15 protein-coding genes and 1 pseudogene are annotated in these 19455 nt (G+C 73.3%); 10 read left to right on the forward strand and 6 right to left on the reverse strand.

Annotated elements, in window-relative coordinates; all coding sequences use genetic code 11:
- Nucleotides 1-80: 80 nt before the first annotated feature.
- Nucleotides 81-1964 (forward strand): AMP-dependent synthetase/ligase, encoded by a 1884-nt coding sequence (locus AS857_RS35605; RefSeq protein WP_058047619.1) that lies wholly within the window; start codon nucleotides 81-83, stop codon nucleotides 1962-1964.
- Between the two features lie 33 nt (nucleotides 1965-1997).
- On the opposite strand, the gene AS857_RS35610 is transcribed toward AS857_RS35605, so the two are convergent.
- A complete protein-coding gene (locus tag AS857_RS35610) occupies nucleotides 1998-3164 on the reverse strand; it encodes a lipase family protein (RefSeq protein ID WP_058047620.1) in 1167 nt (388 codons plus the stop codon).
- A gap of 155 nt (nucleotides 3165-3319) precedes the next feature.
- Nucleotides 3320-4378: an AraC family transcriptional regulator gene (locus AS857_RS35615; RefSeq protein ID WP_058047621.1), complete on the reverse strand. Its 1059-nt coding sequence runs from the start codon at nucleotides 4376-4378 to the stop codon at nucleotides 3320-3322.
- Nucleotides 4379-4586: 208 nt separating this feature from the next.
- On the opposite strand from AS857_RS35615, the gene AS857_RS35620 reads away from it, so the two are divergent.
- Nucleotides 4587-6335 (forward strand): AMP-dependent synthetase/ligase, encoded by a 1749-nt coding sequence (locus AS857_RS35620; RefSeq protein WP_058047622.1) that lies wholly within the window; start codon nucleotides 4587-4589, stop codon nucleotides 6333-6335.
- Between the two features lie 164 nt (nucleotides 6336-6499).
- On the opposite strand, the gene AS857_RS35625 is transcribed toward AS857_RS35620, so the two are convergent.
- Nucleotides 6500-6703, reverse strand: a complete 204-nt coding sequence (locus AS857_RS35625) for a cold-shock protein (RefSeq protein WP_003984261.1) — start codon at nucleotides 6701-6703, stop codon at nucleotides 6500-6502.
- A gap of 285 nt (nucleotides 6704-6988) precedes the next feature.
- On the opposite strand from AS857_RS35625, the gene AS857_RS35630 reads away from it, so the two are divergent.
- The gene (locus tag AS857_RS35630; protein ID WP_058047623.1) at nucleotides 6989-7879 is read left to right on the forward strand and encodes a menaquinone biosynthetic enzyme MqnA/MqnD family protein; all 891 of its coding nucleotides are present in this window, start codon (nucleotides 6989-6991) and stop codon (nucleotides 7877-7879) included.
- Between the two features lie 48 nt (nucleotides 7880-7927).
- On the opposite strand, the gene AS857_RS35635 is transcribed toward AS857_RS35630, so the two are convergent.
- The gene (locus tag AS857_RS35635) at nucleotides 7928-9040 is read right to left on the reverse strand and encodes an alpha/beta hydrolase (protein ID WP_079110949.1); all 1113 of its coding nucleotides are present in this window, start codon (nucleotides 9038-9040) and stop codon (nucleotides 7928-7930) included.
- A gap of 163 nt (nucleotides 9041-9203) precedes the next feature.
- Between AS857_RS35635 and AS857_RS35640 the strand changes: the two genes are divergently transcribed.
- The 7 genes and pseudogenes from AS857_RS35640 to AS857_RS35665 all read left to right on the forward strand — a co-directional run bounded on the left by AS857_RS35640 (nucleotide 9204) and on the right by AS857_RS35665 (nucleotide 16600).
- Nucleotides 9204-10757, forward strand: a complete 1554-nt coding sequence (locus tag AS857_RS35640; RefSeq protein WP_058047624.1) for a serine/threonine-protein kinase — start codon at nucleotides 9204-9206, stop codon at nucleotides 10755-10757.
- Between the two features lie 52 nt (nucleotides 10758-10809).
- Complete coding sequence (gene mqnC / locus AS857_RS35645) at nucleotides 10810-12021, forward strand: cyclic dehypoxanthinyl futalosine synthase (protein WP_058047625.1); 1212 nt, start codon at nucleotides 10810-10812, stop codon at nucleotides 12019-12021.
- A 24-nt stretch (nucleotides 12022-12045) separates the two neighbouring features.
- On the forward strand, nucleotides 12046-12705 hold the full coding sequence (locus AS857_RS35650; RefSeq protein WP_058047626.1) for an imidazolonepropionase-like domain-containing protein: 660 nt from the start codon (nucleotides 12046-12048) through the stop codon (nucleotides 12703-12705).
- Between the two features lie 370 nt (nucleotides 12706-13075).
- On the forward strand, nucleotides 13076-13774 hold the full coding sequence (locus AS857_RS35655) for a demethylmenaquinone methyltransferase (protein WP_058047627.1): 699 nt from the start codon (nucleotides 13076-13078) through the stop codon (nucleotides 13772-13774).
- A 131-nt stretch (nucleotides 13775-13905) separates the two neighbouring features.
- Nucleotides 13906-13977 (forward strand): annotated as a pseudogene (locus tag AS857_RS42485) (zinc-ribbon domain-containing protein); the annotation flags it as partial.
- A gap of 285 nt (nucleotides 13978-14262) precedes the next feature.
- A complete protein-coding gene (locus AS857_RS35660; protein WP_058047628.1) occupies nucleotides 14263-15213 on the forward strand; it encodes a hypothetical protein in 951 nt (316 codons plus the stop codon).
- A gap of 109 nt (nucleotides 15214-15322) precedes the next feature.
- A complete protein-coding gene (locus tag AS857_RS35665; protein WP_058047629.1) occupies nucleotides 15323-16600 on the forward strand; it encodes a geranylgeranyl reductase family protein in 1278 nt (425 codons plus the stop codon).
- Between the two features lie 75 nt (nucleotides 16601-16675).
- Here AS857_RS35665 and AS857_RS35670 read toward each other — a convergent pair whose 3' ends face one another.
- Both AS857_RS35670 and AS857_RS35675 read right to left on the reverse strand, forming a co-directional pair.
- Nucleotides 16676-17698 carry a winged helix-turn-helix domain-containing protein gene (locus tag AS857_RS35670; RefSeq protein WP_058047630.1) on the reverse strand — a complete coding sequence of 341 codons (1023 nt, stop codon included), beginning with the start codon at nucleotides 17696-17698 and terminating at the stop codon, nucleotides 16676-16678.
- Between the two features lie 351 nt (nucleotides 17699-18049).
- Nucleotides 18050-18904 (reverse strand): C40 family peptidase, encoded by an 855-nt coding sequence (locus tag AS857_RS35675; RefSeq protein WP_079110951.1) that lies wholly within the window; start codon nucleotides 18902-18904, stop codon nucleotides 18050-18052.
- Between the last annotated feature and the right edge of the window lie 551 nt (nucleotides 18905-19455).

Here is a 19455-nt window from a genome sequence, read left to right on the forward strand (position 1 = left end):
GTAAGGACTAGCGGCGGTCTGGAGGGAGCGGCTCCCGAGGCGTAGATTGCCGCCATTTACCGCCCAGTAGGGAGCCGCACGTGTCCGTACCGCACAGCGTCGCCCCACCCCGCGTCACCTTCGTCGAGGGAGTCGTCCGCGAGGCGTCCCTCCCGCCGCTCGTCCCGCCCGTCTCCCGGGGGTCCCTCGGCGACCTGCCCTTCGACAACGCCGCCGAGGCCCCCGCCGACCCCGTCCTCAGCCGCAAGCAGCCCGACGGCACCTGGCGCGACGTCAGCGCCGCCACCTTCGCGGCCGAGGTGCTCGCCACCGCCAAGGGCCTGATCGCCCACGGGCTGCGGCCCGGCGACCGGCTCGCCATCATGGCCCGCACCCGCTACGAGTGGACGCTCCTGGACTTCGCCGCCTGGGCCGCCGGGCTGGTCACCGTCCCCGTCTACCCCACCTCCTCCGCCGCGCAGGTCCGCTGGATCCTGCACGACTCCGGGGCCGCCGCCTGCGTCGTCGAGGGGCCGGAGCAGGCGCGGCTCGTGGCGGCCGAGCGCAGTGCCCTCCCGGGCCTCGCCCACCTGTGGGAGTTCGACGCGGGCGCCGTTCCCCGCCTGATGGCCGCGGGCCGCGGCCTGCCCGGGACGGCCGTCACCGAGGCCCGCGCCACCCGCGGCCCCGACGACATCGCGACCCTCATCTACACCTCGGGTACCACCGGCCGGCCCAAGGGCTGTGTCCTCACCCACGCCAACTTCTTCACCGAAGTCGACAATTCCACCGAGCTGCTGCACCCCCTCTTCAAGGCCGCCGGCAAGGCGCCCGCCGCCACGCTCCTCTTCCTCCCCCTCTCGCACGTCTTCGGCCGGACCGTCGCCGTCGGCTGTATGCGAGCCCGCGTCCGCGTGGGCCACGCCCCCTCCCTGCGCACCGAGGACCTGCTCGCGGACCTCGCCGGCTTCCGGCCCACCTTCCTGCTCGTGATCCCCTACGTGCTGGAGAAGGTCTACAACACCGGCCGGGCGACCGCCGAGAAGCTGGGCCGCGCCGCCTCCTTCGACCGCGCCGCCCGCGTCGCCCGGCGCTGGGGCGAGGCGGAGGCGGCCCGCCGGCACGGCACCGGCCCGGGTCCCGGCCCGGCGCTGCGCGCGGCCCGCGCCCTGTACGACCCGCTGGTCTACCGCCGGATCCGCGCCGCCCTGGGCGGCGAGGTGCGCTACGTGCTCAGCGGCGGTTCCCCGCTCGGCGAGCGCCTCGCGGCCTTCTGCACGGGCGCGGGCATCGAGGTGTTCGAGGGCTACGGCCTCACCGAGACCACGGCCGCCGCCACCGTCACCCCGCCGCACCGTCCCCGCCTCGGCACGGTCGGCTGGCCGCTGCCCGGCGGCGCCGTGCGGATCGCGGAGGACGGCGAGGTGCTGCTGCGCGGCGGGCACGTCTTCGCCGGCTACTGGGACGGCGAGCTGGGGAAGGCGGTGCCCGCGGCGCCGGGGGAGTGGTTCCCCACCGGCGACTTGGGGGCGCTCGACGCGGACGGCTACCTCACCATCACCGGCCGGAAGAAGGAGCTGCTCGTCACCTCCGGGGGCAAGAACGTCGCGCCCGCGCCGCTGGAGGACCGGCTGCGCGCGCATCCCCTGGTCGGCCAGTGCATGGTCGTCGGCGACAACCGCCCCTGCATCACCGCCCTCCTCACCCTGGAGGCCGACGGTATCGCCCACTGGTGCCGCATGCACGGCAAGGAGGGCCTGCCGCCGGAGGAGCTGGTGCGGGACGGCGAGCTCCTGGCCGAGCTGCAGACGGCGGTGGATGACGCGAACGCCCTGGTCTCGCGGGCGGAATCGATTCGCCGCTTCGCCGTCCTGCCCGTGGACTTCACGGAGGAGGCCGGCCACCTCACGCCGTCCATGAAGCTCAAGCGGGAGGTCATCGCCCGGGACTTCGCGGAGGAGGTGGAGCGGCTGTACGAGCGCTGAACCGGGGGCCGCCCGGTCCAGCGCCCGACGCGATCAGCAGTTGCCCGCCGCGGACCTGCCGGCGAACCGGTCGGCGAGCCAGTTCGCCGCCGGGACGGACTCCGCGATCACGCCCACGACGTGCTCGGCCAGCGGCAGCGACTTCCACTGCACGGCTGCCCTCTTCGTGCACCAGGCGGCGCGCAGCTGCTGGGCGCCCTTGTAGGGGATGAGCTCGTCGAGGGTGCCGTGGTAGAGGTAGACGGGCCGGTCGGGGGCGCGGGTGCCGAGGTCGGATGAGTGCAGCATGCGCTGCCAGTCCGGCTCGTGCAGCGGGTTCCTGACCGTCACGTCCGAGATCCGCTTGAACAGGCCCGCGGCGGCGTTCGCGACCACGCAGTGCTTCTTGAGGAAGTCGACGTGCCGCCTGCCCTTGTCGTTGAGGTAGGAGCCGAGGCGCAGCTCGGGGAAGGCCGCGTCCTGCCCGATCGCGCCCATGAGGACCAGGCCGCCGCCGATGCCGCCGTCGTTGTACTCGGCGACCTCGACGAGGTCGGCGGGGACGCCGCCCGCGGCCGTGCCCTTGAGGTTCAGCTCGGGGGCGTACGACGCGTGCAGCTCGGCGGCCCAGCCGGCGGCCTGGCCGCCCTGCGAGTAGCCCATGATGCCGACCGGCGAGCTCTCGGCCAGCCCGGCCTCCGGCAGCCGCAGGGCGGCGCGGGCCGCGTCGAGGACGGCGTGGCCCTCGGCCCGGCCGACGGTGTACGTGTGGTCGCCGGGCGTCCCGAGGCCCTCGTAGTCGGTGACGGCCACCGCCCAGCCGCGCAGCGTGAGCTGCTGGATCAGGTTCGCCTCCACCGTCGTCCCGTACGGGAAGCCGGCCGACGGGGCGCAGTGGTCGGCGAGCCCGATCGTCCCCACGGCGTACGTCACGAGCGGGCGCGGCCCCTTTCTGCCGTCCTGGGGGACGATCACCGTCCCGGAGACGACGTTGGGGGCGCCCTTGGCCGTGGTGGAGCGGTAGGTGACGTGCCAGGCCTTGGTGCCGGTGGGCTGGCCGGGCAGCGGGTGAAAGGACGTCGGCGCGGAGGTGACGACGTCACCCGGCGCGGTGGCGGGCACGGGCCCGGCGGCGCCCGCCGTGCCCGCGAGGCCCAGTGAGACGGCCAGCGCGGCGACGGCGGCCCAGGCCTTCGTACGCAGGTGCCTACGCAAGTGCATGCGGCTCTCCCGACAGTGCAGTGGTGAGGGGTCACTCATGTCTCGTCGCGGATCCCCTCCGCGAAACTCCCCGGGGACGGCGGGAGTCGGGGAGACCGTAGTGACTGACGGGTAGGAAAGAAGCTGACCGGAAAGCTCAGCTTTGCTGACCCCGTTCACGGTCGGCCTTGCTGACCCCGTTCGCGCCCGCCCCGGAGCCGGTACGCCCCCGGCGTGGTGCCCGTCCAGCGGCGGAACGCGCGGTGGAAGGCCGTGTCCTCCGAGAAGCCCAGCCGCGCCGATAGCTCCGCGATCGGCTCCCGCCCCTCCGCCAGCCCGGCCACCGCCGCCTCCCGCAGCACCTGGTCGCGCAGCCGCCGGTAGGACGTGCCCTCCTCCTGCAGCCGCCGCCGCAGCGTCGCCGGGCTGACCGCGAGCCGCGCGGCGAGCTGCGCCACCTCCGGCAGCCGGGCCGCCCGGCGCTGCGGGGCCGCCGCCTCCCGCAGGGCCCGCGCCAGGGCGTGCCGCACCTGCTCGGCGACCGTCGTGCCGTACTCGCGGCGGCTGAGCAGCCCGGCGGGCGCGCGCCGCAGCAGCTCCGCCAGGCCGGCCTCGTCCCGGACGACGGGCGCGGCCAGCCAGCGCGGGTCGAACCCGGCGCGGGTGCGCGGCGCGCCGCAGCGGACCGGGCAGCCGAACAGCAGGCCGTACTCGCCCGCGTACGGCGGCGCCGGGTGTGCGAACTCCGCCCAGCGCAGGGGGATCCTGCGGCCGATCAGCCAGCTCGCCACGCGGTGCCAGACCAGCACCAGGCACTCGGCGACGAAGGGGGCCTCGGCGAGCGCCCGCAGATCGGTGCGCACGGCGAACGCGGCGTCGGGGCCGGTGCGTTCGACGGCGAGGTCGGGGCCGCCGGGGAAGAGGCCGTAGAAGCGGGTGGCGCGGCGCAGGGCCGTGCCGAGGTCGGGGCAGCCGATGCTCGCGTGGCACATCATCGCGAACGTGCCGGGCCGGCTGGGCTCGGGCCCCAGGCCCAGGAACTCGTCGCGGGTGGCCTGCCGGACGGCGGTGACCAGGCGGGTGAACTGCTCGGGCGACACGCGCGCGTGCGCGTCGCCGAGGAGCAGCGGGGGGATGCGGGCGCTCTGCAGGAGCGGCACGGTCTCGATGCCGAGTCGCCGCGGGCCGGTGAGGGTGGCGCGTACGTGATGCACGGTGATCGTGCGACTCGTCATACGGATGACGGTAACTCCGTTGAGCGCCGGGGTCAGTGGGGCCGACCGTTCCGGTCATCCCCTGCGCGGGCGAACGTCCCTAACGTTCGGGAAGGCCCCGGCACGGGGCGCGCTCGCACGCGGGTGCGCCCGTACGCGGATGCGCTCCTACGCGGGGCCCGGGTGGTCCGGCGGTGCCGAGCAGGGATCAGCCACCAGGGAGGAAGCGATGCCGCGCCAGCGCCCCCGTACGCTCGCCGTTCTCGCCCGGTGGGCCGCCGGGCACCACGGCCCCGTGCCCGCCCAGCGGTTCCGCCGCGGCGAAGGGTGGGCGGAGCTCACCTACGACGCCTTGTGGGCCGCCGTGGAGGAGACCGGGCGCGGTCTGATGGCCCTCGGGGTGCGCCCCGGGGACCGTGTCGCCGTGCTCTCCGAGACCAGTCCGGCATGGACCCGTACCCACTTCGGCGCGCTGGCCGCCGGCGCCGTCGTGGTGCCCGTCTACCCGACGGCGGGCGACGAGGAACTGACCTGGGTGCTGGCCGACTCGGGGGCCTCCGTGGCCGTGTGCGGGAACGCGGACCTGGCGGCGCGCGTGACGGCCGTCCGCGGCAAGCTGCCGGAACTGCGGCACGTGGTGCTGATGGACGACCCGCTGCCCCACGGCGAGGTGCCCGCGGCGGAACTCCTCGCCCGGAGCGCGGCCGTCACCCCGGCCGACCTGTGCGCCGTCGTCTACACCTCCGGCACCACCGGCCCGCCCAAGGGCTGTTGTCTCACGCACGGCAACTTCACGGCCGTCGACGACGCCTCCGCCGACCTCGTCGGGGGCGGGCCCGGCGACGTCACGTACCTCTACCTGCCCCTCGCGCACCTCCTCGCCCAGCTGATCCAGCTGTCGGTGTTCGTCCGCGGCGGCACCCTGTGCTACTTCGGCGGGCGGATCGAGGACGTCGTCGCCGAGCTGGCCGAGGTGCGGCCCACGCACCTGCCGTCCGTACCGCGCCTGTTCGAGAAGGTGCACGCGACGGTGGTGTCGCTGGCCGAGGCCTCGGGGCCGGACGGCCGGGCCCGCCTTGAGGCGGCGGTGCGGACCGGGCTGGAGGCCGCCGGCGTGCGCGCGCGGGGCGAGGAGCCGGCGGGTGAACTGCTCGCGGCCTGGCGGGCGGCGGACGAGAGCGTGTTCGCACGGGTCCGGGCGGCCTTCGGGGGACGGCTGAAGCTTGCCGTCACCGGAGCGGCCCCGATCGCCCCGCAGACCCTGGACTTCCTGCGCGCCTGCGGCATCGCCCTCTACGAGGGCTACGGCATGACGGAGGCCACCGGCGTGATCACCCTGAACCACCCGGGCGGGGTCCGCCCCGGGACGGTGGGCAGGCCGGTGCCCGGCGTAGAGGTGCGGATCGCGGAGGACGGCGAGGTGCTGGCCCGCGGCCCGGGGGTCTTCGCGGGCTACCGCAACGCCCCGGCCGCGACCGCCGGGATGCGGGATACGGAGGGCTGGCTGCACACGGGGGACCTCGGCGCGCTCGACGCGGACGGCTATCTCACGATCACCGGCCGGAAGAAGGACCTGATCATCACGTCGGGCGGCAAGAACCTCGCGCCGTCGCCGGTCGAGTTCGCCGTGCAGCAGTCCCGTTGGGTCTCCCGCGCCGTGCTGATCGGCGACCGCCGCCCCTATCCGGTGGCGCTGCTCACGCTGGACGCGGAGGAGGTCGGGGCCTGGGCGGCGCGCGAGGGCGTGGACCTCGGCGGCCGGCCGGCCCGGCACCCGGCGGTGCGGGCGCTGTGCGCGGAGGCGGTGGAGGCGGCGAACGCAACGGCGTCCCGGCCGGCCCGGATTCGGGCCTTCGGGATTCTTGACGGAGATTTCACAGTGGCGGACGGGACGCTGACGCCGACCCTCAAAGTCCGGCGGTCCGTGATCGCCGAACGCTATGCGATCGAAATCAATGCGTTGTACGACAGAAAGTGAAAGAAACTGGTCAACAAGAAGTCGCTAAGGGAGGGTTAACGATCAGCGACGGGTAGGGGAAAGGCAGGAGCCCCGCCCCTCCGCCGAAGCGGAGGAGCAGGGCTCCTTGGGTACAGCGCGTCGACCGCGATCGGTCGAGCCGTCGCACCGGAGGGATCCGAGGATCAGACCGGGGTGACGTTCTCCGCCTGCGGGCCCTTCGGGCCCTGCGTGACGTCAAAGTTGACCTGCTGGTTCTCCTCGAGGGAGCGGAAGCCAGAGGCGTTGATCGCGGAGTAGTGGACGAAGACGTCGGGGCCCCCGCCGTCCTGGGCGATGAAGCCAAAGCCCTTTTCAGCGTTGAACCACTTCACGGTTCCGGTAGCCATAAAGCCCTCCTTGGGCCCAAAGGGTTGCCCTGCTCCAGAACCTGCGAGAAGTCTGAAAACTACAAAAGCCTGCGGGTCACATGCTCCGCAGGCTCTGTACTGCAAGGGAAACCAAACTGCAACTTGCGGCGAGCCTAGCACGCGAGGGTTCTCGCGCGGAAGGAGTTGAAGATCACGCTGTCGGATGGTTTTCCCGGTGTTCCTGACGGAAAAGATCCCCAGTCGGGCACCGCCCGGGCGCACCCCGCCCCCGCCGTCCCGGCCGCCCGGGGCTAGCCTCCGGATGTGGACATTTCTGCCTCGGCCGTAGAGACCGACCCCGAAGCCGGCACCCCCCAGCGCAGCCGTCCGCGCGTGGGTCACATCCAGTTCCTGAACTGCGTGCCCCTCTACTGGGGCCTCGCGCGCACCGGCACCCTGCTGGACCTGGACCTGACCAAGGACACCCCGGAGAAGCTCAGCCGGCAGCTGATCGAGGGCGAGCTGGACATCGCCCCGGTCACCCTCGTCGAGTTCCTGCGCAACGCGGACGACCTGGTCGCCCTGCGCGACATCGCCGTGGGCTGCGACGGCCCGGTCATGTCCTGCGTGATCGTCTCGCAGGTCCCCCTGGACCGGCTGGACGGCGCCCGCGTCGCGCTCGGCTCCACCTCCCGCACCTCCGTGCGGCTGGCGCAGCTGCTGCTGGCCGAGCGGTACGGCGTGCAGCCGGACTACTACACCTGCCCGCCGGACCTGGGCCTGATGATGCGCGAGGCGGACGCCGCGGTGCTGATCGGGGACGCCGCCCTGCGGGCCTCCCTGCACGACGCCCCGCGGCTGGGCCTGGAGGTCCACGACCTCGGGCAGATGTGGAAGGACTGGACGGGGCTGCCGTTCGTCTTCGCGGTGTGGGCCGTGCGCCGGGAGTACCTGGCCCGCGAGCCGCACATCGTGGCCAAGGTCCACGAGGCCTTCCTGGCCTCCCGGGACGTCTCCCTGGAGGAGGTGGCGAAGGTGGCCGAGCAGGCGGCGCGCTGGGAGGCCTTCGACGCCGGGCTGCTGGAGCGCTACTTCACGACGCTGGACTTCCGCTTCGGCCCGGACCAGCTCGCGGGCGTCACCGAGTTCGCCCGCCGCACGGGCCCGACGACGGGCTTCCCGGCCGACGTGCGGGTGGAACTGCTGGAGCCCTGACCCCCCGGAGGGGATCAGGGCTCCTGGAACAAGCAGTCAGCCTGGAGGCTACGGGGCGACGGGGCCCACCATGTGCTCACTGATCCACTGCATGCTGCCCGCGTTCATGCCCTCGATGTAGGTCTTGGCGTTGTGCCGACCGCCCTCGATCTTCTGCAGGCGCGTGTGGACCGGGCCCTTGTTGCCGTAGGTCGCGATGAACTTGTCCACGTGCGGGATGACGCTGGCCTCCTTCGTCCCGTACTGGAACGCGAGGTAGACGTCGGTCCCGGGCTTGTTCGCGGCGATCAGGTTCTTCGCGAGGACCTCGGGGTTGTTCTCGGCCTTCTCCTTCTCGTGGCCCTTCCACAGCGGGGAGTCCGGGACGATGTCCGGGCCGGAGGCGATCACGGCCTTGAACTTGTCCGGGTGCTTCAGGACGGCCTTCAGGCCGGAGAAGGCGCCGGAGGAGGAGCCCATGAACGCCCAGCCGTCGCGCGACTTCACCGTGCGGAAGTTGGCCTTCACCAGGTCCGGGACGTCCTCGGTCAGCCAGGTGCCCATCTTGGGCTGGCCCGGGATGTCACTGCCGTCCCAGTAGAGGCCGCCGTCGTCCGGCTTCGGGTTGAGGACCGGCATGGCCAGGATGAACGGCTTGCCCTTGCCCTCGTTGTACCACTTGGTGACCGACGACTCGAGGTGCAGGCCTCCGTCGTCCATCCAGTAGTTGTTCGGGAAGCCGGGGCCGCCGGGGAGCGCGATGAGGACCGGGAAGCCGTGGTCCTTGAACTTCGGGTCGTTGTACGCCTTGGGCGCCCAGACCCACACCTTGCCCTTGAAGCCGGACTTCTTGCCGTCCAGGGTCGTCACGGCGACCTGGGTGCCGTCCGACAGGGTGCTGGTGTTCTTGAACTCGGCCTTGGGGCCCGTCGGCATCAGGACCTTGGAGTCCGCCTTCTGCGGGCCGTTGGCGCCGCCCGCCTGGCCGCCGCCGGGCTGGTCCTGGCCGAAGCTGACCGGCTTGCCCTTGTCCGAGAACGGCCCGAACTTGAAGTAGTTCATGATGCCGGCGGCTATCAGGCCGACCACGGCTATGGACGCCACGATGATCGTCCATCGTTTGGCGCGGGATGCGCGGCGGTGGCCCTGGGACTGGTAGGCCCCATCTTGCGAGTACGTCATCGCGTCGCTCCGGACGTTGCTGCTGCCCCGAAGGACATGACGGTTTGTTCCGTCCTGGTGGATGGGGAAACCGCCCTGGGGGGTTCCTGGGACACCCCGTGAATTGAGTCATAGGCCGAAAAACCGGGGCCCCAGGCCCCCGCCGGGGGAGGCGAAAGGCCCGATGGAACCCTTGCTGCCGGAAGATCCGCAGGTCATCGGTGTGTACCGGCTGCTGGGCCGGCTGGGGGCGGGCGGCATGGGCCGCGTGTACCTGGGTCGCAGTGCCGGCGGCCGGACCGTCGCGGTCAAGGCCGTTCATCCCCATTTTGCCCTGGATGAGCAGTTTCGCGCGCGCTTTCGGCGCGAGGTCGAGGCCGCACGCAGCGTGGGCGGGTCGTGGACGGCTCCCGTGCTGGACGCGGACCCGGACGCCGCCGTGCCCTGGGTGGCGACCGGCTACGTGGCCGGCCCGTCCCTCACCGAGGCCGTCCTGGCCGGCGGCCCCCAGCCCGAGCGGACGGTGCGGGCCCTCGGCGCGGGGCTCGCGGAGGCCCTGGCGGCCGTCCACGCGCTCGGCCTCGTCCACCGCGACGTCAAGCCGTCCAACGTGCTGCTCACCCTCGACGGGCCCCGGCTGATCGACTTCGGCATCGCCCGGGCCACGGACGGCACGGCGTCGCTGACCGCCACGGGCGTCTCGGTCGGCTCACCCGGCTACATGGCCCCGGAACAGATCCTCGGCCACGGGGTGACGGGTGCGGCGGACGTCTTCTCGCTGGGGGCCGTGCTCGCCTACGCGGCCACGGGCGAGGCGCCCTTCGCCGGGGACGGCGCGGCGGTGCTGCTCTACAAGGTCGTCCACGAGGCGCCGGTCCTCGGCCCGGGCCTCACCGGGGACCTGCGCTCCCTGGCCGGTGAATGTCTGGCCAAGGATCCGGTGGCCCGCCCGGCCCCGGAGGAGGTCGCCCGCCGGCTGGCCCCGGACGGCGCCGGTGCCCTGGTGGGCGCGGGCTGGCTGCCCGGGCCCGTGGTGGAGCGCGTGAGCCGGCGCGCGGTGGAGCTGCTGGACCTGGAAGGGGGCGCGCCCACGGCCCTGGACGCGGGCCCGCTCCGGGCGGGCGCCGCCCCGCCTCCCACCGGCGCCGCGTCCCCGGCGGACGCCGTGCCGCTCCCGTGGGGTGCCGGGCAGCCGCCCGCGGCGGAGGCCGCGGAGCCCGCCCGGAGAGCCGGAGAGGGACGGCGCAGAACGAGGGCCGTGCTCGTCGCGGTCGGTGCGCTCCTGGTCGCGGCGGCCGTCGCCGCGATCCTCGGCTCCGGCCTCCTGCGGGGCGGGGGCGGCGACAAGGGCGGGACCGGCGGCACCGGAGGCGGCCGGGCGAAGTCCGTACCCGAGCAGTTCCTCGGCACCTGGACCGGGCAGGTCGTCCAGAGCGACGGCACCCCCAACGGGACGATGACCGCCGTCATCGCCGACGGCGCCCCCGGCACCTACGTCGTCCGCACCACCTACTCCGCGCTCAACGTCCTGGAGTGCCACAGCAAGGGCAAGCTGCTCACCGCCGTCCCCACCCGGCTCACCCTGGAGGAGGCCACCGACGGCACGCCGTCGCTCGGGTGCACGGGCGAGACCGCGCGGATCACGTTCTCCCTGGCCGCCGACGGCAAGCTCATGTACACGTCCGAGGACACCAAGGGCGGCAGCCCCCATGCAACCCTCACCCGCCGGGAGGGATGAGGGCTGGCGTAGGCTGGCGGTCGTGTCAAACCCCCTCCGAAGGGACGCCCCGGTGAGCGAGAAGGCCGACCTCACGACCATTGATGTCACAGCCGTCCTCGACCGCGCCGCCGCCGGTGGCCGCATCACTCCCGAGGAGGCGCTGGAGCTCTACCGCTCCGCGCCGCTGCACGCGCTCGGCGCGGCGGCCGACGCGGCCCGCCGCAAGCGCTACGCGGGCACCGAGCACATCGCGACGTACATCATCGAGCGCAACATCAACTACACGAACTCGTGCGTCACCGCGTGCAAGTTCTGCGCCTTCTACGCCCCGCCGAAGAGCGACAAGGTCTGGACGCGCCCCCTCGACGACATCCTGCGCCGCTGCGCGGAGACCGTGGAGCTCGGCGGCACGCAGATCATGTTCCAGGGCGGCCACCACCCGGACTACGGCGTGGAGTACTACGAGGAGCACTTCTCCGCCATCAAGAAGGAGTTCCCGCAGCTGGTGATCCACTCCCTCGGCGCGTCCGAGGTGGAGCACATGGCGCGGATCTCCGGGGTGAGCGCGGAGGAGGCCATCCGCCGCATCCACGCCGCCGGCCTGGACTCCTTCGCGGGCGCCGGCGCCGAACTCCTGCCCGCCCGGCCCCGCAAGGCCATCGCGCCGCTGAAGGAGTCCGGCGAGCGCTGGCTGGAGATCATGGAGCTTGCCCACACCCTGGGCGTCGAGTCGACCTCCACCATGCTGATGGGCACCGGCGAGACCAACGCCGAGCGGATCGAGCACATCCGGATGATCCGTGACGTGCAGGACCGCACGGGCGGCTTCCGCGCCTTCATCCCGTACACCTACCAGCCGCAGAACAACGTGCTGAAGGGCCGTACGCAGGCGACCGTCTTCGAGTACCTGCGGATGATCGCCATCGCGCGGCTGTTCCTCGACAACGTCGCCCACATCCAGGGCTCCTGGCTGACCGTCGGCAAGGAGGCGGGCCAGCTCTCGCTGCACTACGGCGCGGACGACCTGGGCTCGGTGATGCTGGAGGAGAACGTCGTCTCCTCCGCCGGTGCCAAGCACCGCTCCAACCGCATGGAGCTCATCGACCTCATCCGCAAGGCGGGCCGCGTCCCGGCGCAGCGCGCCACCACGTACGAGCACCTGCTCGTGCACGACGACCCGGCGAACGACCCGGTCGACGACCGCGTCGTCTCGCACCTGTCGTCGACGGCGATCGAGGGCGGCACGGCCCACCCCGAGCTGAAGCTCATCGACGCGAGCTGACACCGGACCCGTGCTGACGATGCCGTGCTGACGATCCACACCGCCGGCCTGCTGCTGACCGCCGCCCCCGGCGCCGCCGCGGTGCCCGGCGGCGCGGTGGTGGTGGACGGCGACAGGATCGCGGCGGCCGGCCCGTACGAGGACGTGGCCGCGGCCTTCCCGGGCGCGCGCGTGCGGCGCTGGCCGGGCGTGCTGACGCCCGGTCTGCGCCAGTGGCACGCGGCGTGGCTGCTGGGGAACGCCTATTTCCCGGATCCGCGCGAGTACGACGAGCTGGGGGACCGCCCGCTCACCGGCGAGCGGCTGGCCGCGCTGGAGATGACCGAGACCCGCCGGGCGGGCAGCGTCCGGCGGGGGCTGCAGCAGATGCTGCGGCACGGCACCACGGCCGTGGCCGCGACGGGCGGCTTCCAGGACCCGGTGGTGGCGACCGCGGTCGCCCGGTCGGGGATGAGGGTCGTACCGGCGCGCCTCGCGCAGGGGATCCCGGCCGGCGCTCCGGACCTCGATCCCCTGCGGGAGGGCCGGGACCTGCCCGGCTCCGTCGAGGCGCCTCTGACCGTAGGCGGCCCGGCCGACCTCGCCGCCTTCGACGTGCCGGACGAGGCGGCGCTCCTGGCGGCGGGCGCGGGCAGCTGCGTCGCCACCGTGCTCGCCGGGCGGCTGGTCCACCGGCGCCGCTGAGCGGACGCCTGCGGGCGGCCGCCGGCCGGGCGCCGCACACCCGGCGTCAACGAGCCGTATGGAGGGCGTCCGCGCACGTCAGGGGCCCGTCAAGGCGGAAGATCCCGGTCCGTTCCGCGGGGCAGGATGGGCAGCGCGGGGACGGCCGCTACGGACGTCCCGCGGTGCCACTGTGGAGGGCCCTGGCAACGGTTCGTCATGCCGGGCCGCAAGGGCGCGCAACGCCGGGCGGGGGGTCCGGCGGTCCCGGGGAGCGGGGGCTCCCGGGACGTGCGCAGTCGGCACCGCAGGACGTCCGGTCCTTCCCGGGCGCGCCGTCCCCGTCCAACCCTCTGCGTCCCCTCCCGCCCCGGGGGTGAACAATGGGGTCGTGACCCGAGCATCCCTGGACAAGCAGCCGCACGAAGTCGCCGCGATGTTCGACGACGTGGCGGCCAAATACGACCTCACCAACGACGTGCTCTCGCTCGGCCAGGCCCGTCAGTGGCGCAAGGCCGTCGCCCGGGCCGTCGACGCCCGCCCGGGGGAGAAGGTGCTGGACCTCGCGGCCGGGACGGGCACGTCCTCGCTGCCGTTCACCATGGCCGGCGCCTACGTCGTGCCGTGCGACTTCTCGGTCGGCATGCTGCGCGAGGGCAAGAAGCGCAACCCCTGGATGCCGCTGACCGCGGGCGACGCCACCCGGCTGCCCTTCGCGGACGGGGTGTTCGACGCCGTCACGATCTCCTTCGGACTGCGCAACGTGCAGGACACCGTCGGCGCGCTGCGCGAGATGCTGCGCGTGACCCGGCCCGGCGGCCGCGTGGTGATCTGCGAGTTCTCCACGCCCACGTGGGCGCCGTTCCGCACGGTCTACAGCGAGTACCTGATGCGGGCCCTGCCGCCGGTCGCGCGGGCCGTCAGCAGCAGCCCCGACGCGTACGTCTACCTCGCCGAGTCGATCCGCGCCTGGCCCGCCCAGCCGGAGCTCGCCGCGCTGCTGCAGGAGGCGGGCTGGTCGAAGGTCGCGTGGCGCAACCTCACGGGCGGCGTCGTGGCCCTGCACCGGGGCACCAAGCTCCCGGCGTGACGCGTCCGGAGCGGGCCGGGGCCGGGGCCGGGCCGGCGGGCTGACGGATTGTCATGGGCAGGGCGTCCGGAGTCGATACGATCAAGCCACCCCCGCCCTCCGAATGACCCGCCCGAGCTCCGGAGCGCTCCATGACCTTGCCCTGCTGTCCCGACTGCGGTTCCACGCTCCCCGCGGAAGCGCGCTTCTGCATGAAGTGCGGGCGGGAACGGCCGCGGGGCGGGGCGGAGGCCCCGCCGATACCGGGGCCGCCGGCTGCGGCGGCGATACCGGAGAAGCCGGGCGCGGCAGCGATACCGGCCCCGCCGGCCGCGTCGCCGGCCGCGTCGCCGGCTTCGGACGCGGCGGCTTCGAAGGCGGCTTCGGACGCGGCGCCTGCTCCTGCGGCGCCTGCCTCTGCGGCCCCGGCTCCTGCGGCCCCGGCCCCGGCAGCCCCTGCCCCCGCCGCCGTGCCCCCCGTTCTCCCGCCGCCCCCCGCGCCTTGGACCGTGCCGACCACCGGCGCTCCGGCCGCGCCCGCCGCCGGGCCGGCACCGGCACCCGTACCGCCGCCCGCGCCCGCGTCGACGCCCGGCGCCGCACCGGGCCACCCCGCGCCGCCCTTCCCGCCCGCGCCGGAGGCGAGCCCGCTCGCCGTCATCGGGCCCACCCCCGAGTTCTTCGTGCTCCCCAAGGCCCGCCGCAGGCTCAACCTCGGCTGGGTGGCGGCCGCCGTGGCGGTCGTGGTGATCGGCGGGGCCGTGGGCGGCGGGATCCTCCTGACGCAGGGCAAGGACGACGGCAAGCGGGACGCCGCCCGGATCGAGGACACCGAATCCGTGGAGCCGGCGCCGCCCACGGCGGCACCGAGCAACCCGCCCTCGCCGTCGCCGTCCGCCTCGCCCTCCGCGTCGCCCTCGGCCTCCGCCTCCGCATCGGCGTCCCCGTCCGCCTCCGAGTCCTCCTCGGCCTCGCCGTCGCCGTCCGCGTCGTCGTCGGCGCCCGCGACGGGCGGCCCCGCGCCCGCGGGGTACGAGAACGTGTCCGCCCCGGAGGGGTTCTCCCTCGCGGTGCCCCAGGGGTGGCGCCGGGAGGACAACGGGAGCGGCCAGATCGACTACGCGGGCCGCACCGGCAGCGAGTACCTGCGCATCGGCATCGTGCACGGCACCAAGCAGTCCGCCTACGACCACTTCCAGGACCTGGAGAAGGGCGTGGCCCAGCTGAACGGCTACAAGCGGGTCAAGATGACGCGCAACACCTTCCAGGGCCGCCCGGGCGCCCTGTGGGAGTGGACCTGGGTCGAGAAGTCCTCGGGCCGCACCATGCACGGCCACAACCAGGCGTACGTGGACGGTTCGGGCACGGAGTACGCCATCATGTTCCGCGGCCGGGACGGCGGCGGGGACGCGTACCGCAAGCCCTTCGACACGGCGCTCGGCTCCTGGCGGGCCGGGTAGCCGGGCGCGCTCAGGCGCCCCCTGAACGGCCGGGTGGCCCCCGCCCGGCCGCGGCCGGGCGGCTCATAGACTCGGGTGACCAGTCCTCAGCCGAACGGGAGAGCCGACCGTGACCGATACCGAACACTCCGCGGATGTGATCGTCGTCGGGGCCGGCCCGGCCGGGTCGACCACCGCGTACTACCTCGCGAAGGCCGGACTGGACGTCCTCCTGCTGGAGAAGACGGCGTTCCCGCGCGAGAAGGTGTGCGGCGACGGGCTGACCCCCCGTGCCACCAAGCAGCTCGTGGCGATGGGCATCGACATCTCCGAGGAGGCGGGCTGGCTGCGCAACAAGGGCCTGCGCATCATCGGCGGCGGCGTCCGGCTGCAGCTCGACTGGCCGGATCTCGCCTCCTTCCCGGACTACGGACTGGTCCGCAAGCGCGACGACTTCGACGAGCAGCTGGCCCGCAACGCGGTGAAGGCCGGCGCGCGGATGTACGAGCGCTGCAACGTGGGCGCGCCCGTCATCGACGACCGCACGGGCCGGATCGTGGGCGTCGAGGCGAAGCTGGGCGAGGAGAAGACCCCGGTCACCTTCCGCGCCCCGCTGGTCGTCGCGGCCGACGGCAACTCCTCCCGGCTGTCGCTGGGCATGGGCCTGCACCGCCGCGAGGACCGCCCCATGGGCGTGGCCGTGCGCACGTACTTCACCTCCCCGCGCCACGACGACGACTACCTGGAGTCCTGGCTGGAGCTGTGGGACCGGCGCGGCCCGAAGGACCGGCTGCTGCCCGGCTACGGCTGGATCTTCGGCATGGGCGACGGCACGAGCAACGTCGGCCTCGGCGTGCTCAACACCTCCGATTCCTTCAAGGAGCTGGACTGGCGCGAGGTCCTCAAGGCCTGGTGCGCCTCGATGCCGGAGGACTGGGGCTACACCCCGGAGAACATGACGGGCCCGATCCGCGGCGCCGCCCTGCCCATGGCCTTCAACCGCCAGCCGCACTACACGCGCGGCCTGCTGCTGGTCGGCGACGCGGGCGGGCTGGTGAACCCGTTCAACGGCGAGGGCATCGCGTACGCCATGGAGTCCGGGCAGATCGCCGCGGACGTCATCGTCCAGGCCCACGCGCGCGCTTCGTACGCCCAGCGCGAGCTGGCCCTGCAGCGCTACCCGAAGGTCCTCAAGGACACCTACGGCGGCTACTACACGCTCGGCCGGGCCTTCGTGAAGCTCATCGGCAACCCGAAGGTGATGAAGATCGGCGCCCAGCACGGCCTGACGCACCCGCTGCTGATGAAGTTCACGCTGAAGATGCTGGCGAACCTGACGGACCCGCAGGGCGGGGACGCGATGGACCGCATCATCAACGGGCTGAGCCGGGTGGCGCCGAAGGCGTGACGCGCGGGCGCCGCACGGGCTTCCACCCTTCGGGTGGCTTCCGGGCGCCCCGGACCGCCCGCTCCGGTCCGCTGATCACACCACCCCGTTGAGCAGTGCCTGTCCCAGCGGGGTGAGCGTGTGGTGCACGGAGGGACCCGTGCGGGTGGTGCTGAGCAGGCCCGCCTCCCGCAGCACGGTCGCGTGCTCGCTCGCCGAGGCCGGGGAGATGCCGGTGCGGCGGGCGAGCTGTGCGGTGCTGCCGCCCTCGGCCGCCGCGTCCAGCACCCGGGCGCGGGTGCGTCCGAGCAGCGCGGTCAGCCGCCCGAGTCCGCCCGGGGCGGTGGGGCGGGAGAGGACCGCCTGGTAGGCGGACAGGTCGAGGGCGACGGGGTAGCACAGGTCGATCGGCGCCTCGTCGTCCGCGCTGTGGGCGCGCGCCGTGGGGTGCGGCCAGAAGAACGAGGGCGTGAGCGTCAGGCCGCGGCCCGCCAGGTGCACGTCGTGGAAGTCCCGGTGGAAGCCCTCGTTGTGCATGCAGGGCACGTGCAGCACGGGCGACTCCCAGCGCACGGTGGGGTGCAGGGTGGCGAGCAGGTGCTCGACGCCCTGTTCCGCGGCGGTGCGGATGCGGCGCGTGCGGTCGGCCTGCACGCAGGCGGTGACCTGCGACCAGTACGGCGCGAGGGCCGTCTCCCAGTACGAGCGGAAGGCCTGGTCGACGGTCCGGGCGGCCGGGCGGTCGGCGGTGTGCAGGTCGCCGAACCACTGCGGCACGGGGCGGTGGTCCAGCGCGCACTCCAGCTCGGCCGTCCAGACCTTCCGCGGCAGGGACCACACGGACTCCAGGCTCTCCGCCAGCGAGCAGGCCCCGTCCTCGGCGTGCAGGAACGCCTCGGGGAGGTACTCGCCCATGTTGGCCGGGGCGAGCTCCAGCAGGGGCCGCATGAGCGGGCTCAGGCCGCGCTGGGTGCGGTGCCGCCAGCCCTCCAGGGCGATCCCGCCCATCCACCGGTTCTGCAGGACGGGCAGGCTCAGTGCCGCCTCCGCCAGCGGATCGGGGCCGGGCGCGAGGCGCACCCTGCCGAGATCTTCGGGGCCGAAGTGGATACGCAGCACGGTGACCGAAGGTAGCGCCCCGGCGGTATCGGCCAACTGTCCAGATCTGGACAACTTTACGGGGAGCCCGGATTCGGCTGCCGCCGAAGGGCTTTGTCCCCGCGATGACGGTGCTTGCAGACTTCACATACCGGGACGGGCGCTTCTCATGCGGCTCGGAGCGCCCGCCCCGGTACCGGGGGAGGCACGGATGTCCTGGGGGCGACGGGGGTCGCAGGGTGTCCGTGCGGGCAGGCCGCGCCGCGGGCCGTGCGGGGGACACGGCCGCCGGCGGGCATGCCGAAGGGCCGCCGTCCCGAGCGGTGGGACGGCGGCCCTTCGCAGGTGTGCGAGCCGCTGGGCGGTCCGGCGTCAGAGGACGCGGACGGCACCCGTGGGCGGGGAGTAGCTCATGTCGCGCTCGACGATGCCCGTGCTCGGGTTCTGCGCGCCGATGAACTTGCCGCCGCCGATGTAGACGGCCACGTGGTACGCGCTGCCCGCGGAGCCCCAGTAGAGGATGTCGCCGACCTGCAGGTTCGAGGTCGACACCTGGGTGCCGGCCGTCGACTGGTCCTGCGAGACGCGCGGCAGGTCGATGCCGATCTGGCTGTAGGCGGCCATGACCAGGCCGGAGCAGTCGTAGGAGGACGGGCCGGTGGAGCCCATCACGTACGCCTTGCCGACCTGGGCCCGGAGGAAGGAGACCAGGGAGGCGGTGCTGCCGGTGGCGGTGCCGCTGCTCTTGGAGGAGGACGAGGCGGGGGCGTCGGCGTCGGCGTCCTCGGAGGTCTGGGCGGCGGACTTGCTGCTCAGGCTCTGGCGCTCGTTCGCGCGGGAGGCGCGGGCCTCCTCCTTCTCGCGCTTCTCCTTGGCCGCGGCGGCCTTGCGCTCGGCCTCCGCCTTGCGCTCGGCCTCGTCGGCGGCCTTCTTGGCGGCGGCCTCGACCTTGCTGGTGGCCTCGTCCTGCTGCGCGCGGTCCTGGTAGTCGAAGGCGGTCTGCTGGGTGGCCGCCGCGCTCTGCGCGATGGACGTGGCCAGGGCCGCGTTGACCGCGGGCATCTCGACGGTCGCCTCGACGGGCTTCTCGGCGGCGGTGGCGGAACCGGCGCCGGCCACGGCCAGGGTGCTGAGGACGCCACCGGCAACACCAGTGCGGACGACCCACGACTGGGTGGCCGTACGACGGGGCTTCCGGTGGCTGGTTATGTGCGCGTTGGGGGACATGGGACAACGGACTATCAGTCCGCGCAGGTTGAGTTCAATAAAGGTGACGTGCGTCACAATTGACGTGGACGCGCCCAGAATTCGGGCATTTGATCACGGGAACATCACGGCGCCTCGCGCCCCGCCGACCCCTATCAGCCGCCTCAGCATGGGGTTTTGGCCATCGGTCATGATCGGCGATGGTCATATCACCATCACGGCTCACGTGTCGAGGCTACCCGGCAAAACCGGCCCTAGACCCGTCCGGCGCGTGGCGCAGCTCACGTCCCGCCCGCCCCGTGCGAGCTCTCGTGAACGGAGACACCAGCCGTTGCCCGGCGCGGCCTCCGGGGCGATGCCGGGTCAGTGAACGGCGCTCCTATATCAGTTGAAGGCACCCGGTGCCAATTTGCGTGCGCGCGGCATCGCTTGATAGTGCGACACGTCTCCGACCAGGCCCTGAGCGTCCGATTGTCACCTCTGGTGATCACTCGGCCGCTTCGTGTATGAAGATCGCCGCTCATCCGACTTGATGATCGTTCGTCAGGTGGTGGAGATCACAAACGCGGGTG

Source organism: Streptomyces roseifaciens, assembly GCF_001445655.1.
In the GTDB taxonomy this organism is placed as follows: domain Bacteria; phylum Actinomycetota; class Actinomycetes; order Streptomycetales; family Streptomycetaceae; genus Streptomyces; species Streptomyces aureoversilis.

What these genes read in the sequence shown, in the direction of transcription:
- AS857_RS35620 (WP_058047622.1), top strand. Translation starts at nt 4,587, where the DNA reads ATGCCGCGCCAGCGCCCCCGTACGCTCGCCGTTCTCGCCCGGTGGGCC.
- AS857_RS35635 (WP_079110949.1), bottom strand. Translation starts at nt 9,040, where the DNA reads ATGACGTACTCGCAAGATGGGGCCTACCAGTCCCAGGGCCACCGCCGC.
- AS857_RS35640 (WP_058047624.1), top strand. Translation starts at nt 9,204, where the DNA reads ATGGAACCCTTGCTGCCGGAAGATCCGCAGGTCATCGGTGTGTACCGG.
- AS857_RS35625 (WP_003984261.1), bottom strand. Translation starts at nt 6,703, where the DNA reads ATGGCTACCGGAACCGTGAAGTGGTTCAACGCTGAAAAGGGCTTTGGC.
- AS857_RS35610 (WP_058047620.1), bottom strand. Translation starts at nt 3,164, where the DNA reads ATGCACTTGCGTAGGCACCTGCGTACGAAGGCCTGGGCCGCCGTCGCC.
- AS857_RS35615 (WP_058047621.1), bottom strand. Translation starts at nt 4,378, where the DNA reads ATGACGAGTCGCACGATCACCGTGCATCACGTACGCGCCACCCTCACC.
- AS857_RS35675 (WP_079110951.1), bottom strand. Translation starts at nt 18,904, where the DNA reads ATGTCCCCCAACGCGCACATAACCAGCCACCGGAAGCCCCGTCGTACG.